The organism is Dickeya sp. CFBP 2040, assembly GCF_012273755.1.
In the GTDB taxonomy this organism is placed as follows: domain Bacteria; phylum Pseudomonadota; class Gammaproteobacteria; order Enterobacterales; family Enterobacteriaceae; genus Dickeya; species Dickeya poaceiphila.
The window spans coordinates 1-1221 of record NZ_JAAVXH010000029.1; the positions used below are offsets into that span (position 1 = coordinate 1).

Sequence of the window (1221 nt, forward strand, 5' to 3'; positions counted from 1 at the left end):
AATTGTCTGGCAGGTCGTCTTGATAATTCCTTTTCTCTCTCCATATCACATTGATCAGCATCAGATTATTCTTTACAAACCGTCTACAATTCCCTTTGCCCGTCATCCAGGTGCTCTAATAATCGGGCTCCCTGGATATACGATCTATTTTATTACCTGCAGATACAGCTTTCGGACAAATCCCCCACCGACAACAATAAACAACATTTTTTATAACAATAAAAAACCATAATGATAAGCAACAAAACACTGGTGCAAAATGGAATCGGGCGCACACATTCATCTTGCATTGCCATCATTGCCTTGGTCGGATATTCACCGTTTTTATTCACGTAATAAGCTGGCAAACAGGACCTCATCATGAAAAATACATCTCTGCATTCTGGACAAGGACAGTTGCTATCGCATCAATTACACTCCCCGGATGATCACTACGCTATGCTCAATGCTGTCAGAACTAGAATCCAGCAGGCAGGCGATCTTCCCGGCGCGACAGTGGAAGACAAATCGCGATTGCAGAAGAACTGGCTACGTTCGAACTGGGGCAATTTTTGCTAGCACACCGTGGGTTAAATACCTACTGGACCCACAATCTGGTTACCTACCCATCCGCTACTGCAACGTTGTCATCCCATAGTGATTTGGAAAAATTGATCTATGAGAGATTCCCTGTCGTACTGGCCACGCGTGAACGGTTTGGTATTTTCCGCCAGCAATTGCAATCGCGTTTGCATGATGGAATGGTACTGGCATCAGTTCCCTGCGGGCTGATGGGTGATTTATTGTTGCTGGATTATTCTCACCATCAGGATGTACGGCTAATCGGCGTAGATTTGGATAATCAGGCGCTGGAGGCAGCTGAGTCACTAGCGAGACAGCAACATTGTGATAATCGCATCACGCTACTGCAGGGTGATGCTTGGACATTGCAACTGCCAGAACCGGTAGATGTTCTCACCAGTAACGGACTGAACATTTATGAGCCGGATGATGAAAAAGTCACTGATCTTTATCGGGTATTCAATCAAGCCCTGAAACCAGAGGGAACGCTGATCACCAGCTTTCTGACACCGCCTCCCCATGCTATCAGCAGAGTCACCCTGGCGAGTTACCGAAGAAGAACAGCGCTTACCTCCCTTACAACACCTGCTGTTTTCACGCATTCTGGAAGTAAAGTGGACCGCGTTTCGTATCTACAGTCAGACACAACACCAACTGGAA

At 46.3% G+C, this 1221-nt stretch carries 1 protein-coding gene; it reads left to right on the forward strand.

What is annotated here, in order from left to right; genetic code table 11:
* Window positions 1-551: 551 nt before the first annotated feature.
* A partial coding sequence (locus Dpoa2040_RS04165) for a class I SAM-dependent methyltransferase (RefSeq protein ID WP_246867243.1) occupies window positions 552-1221 on the forward strand: 670 nt, incomplete at its 3' end.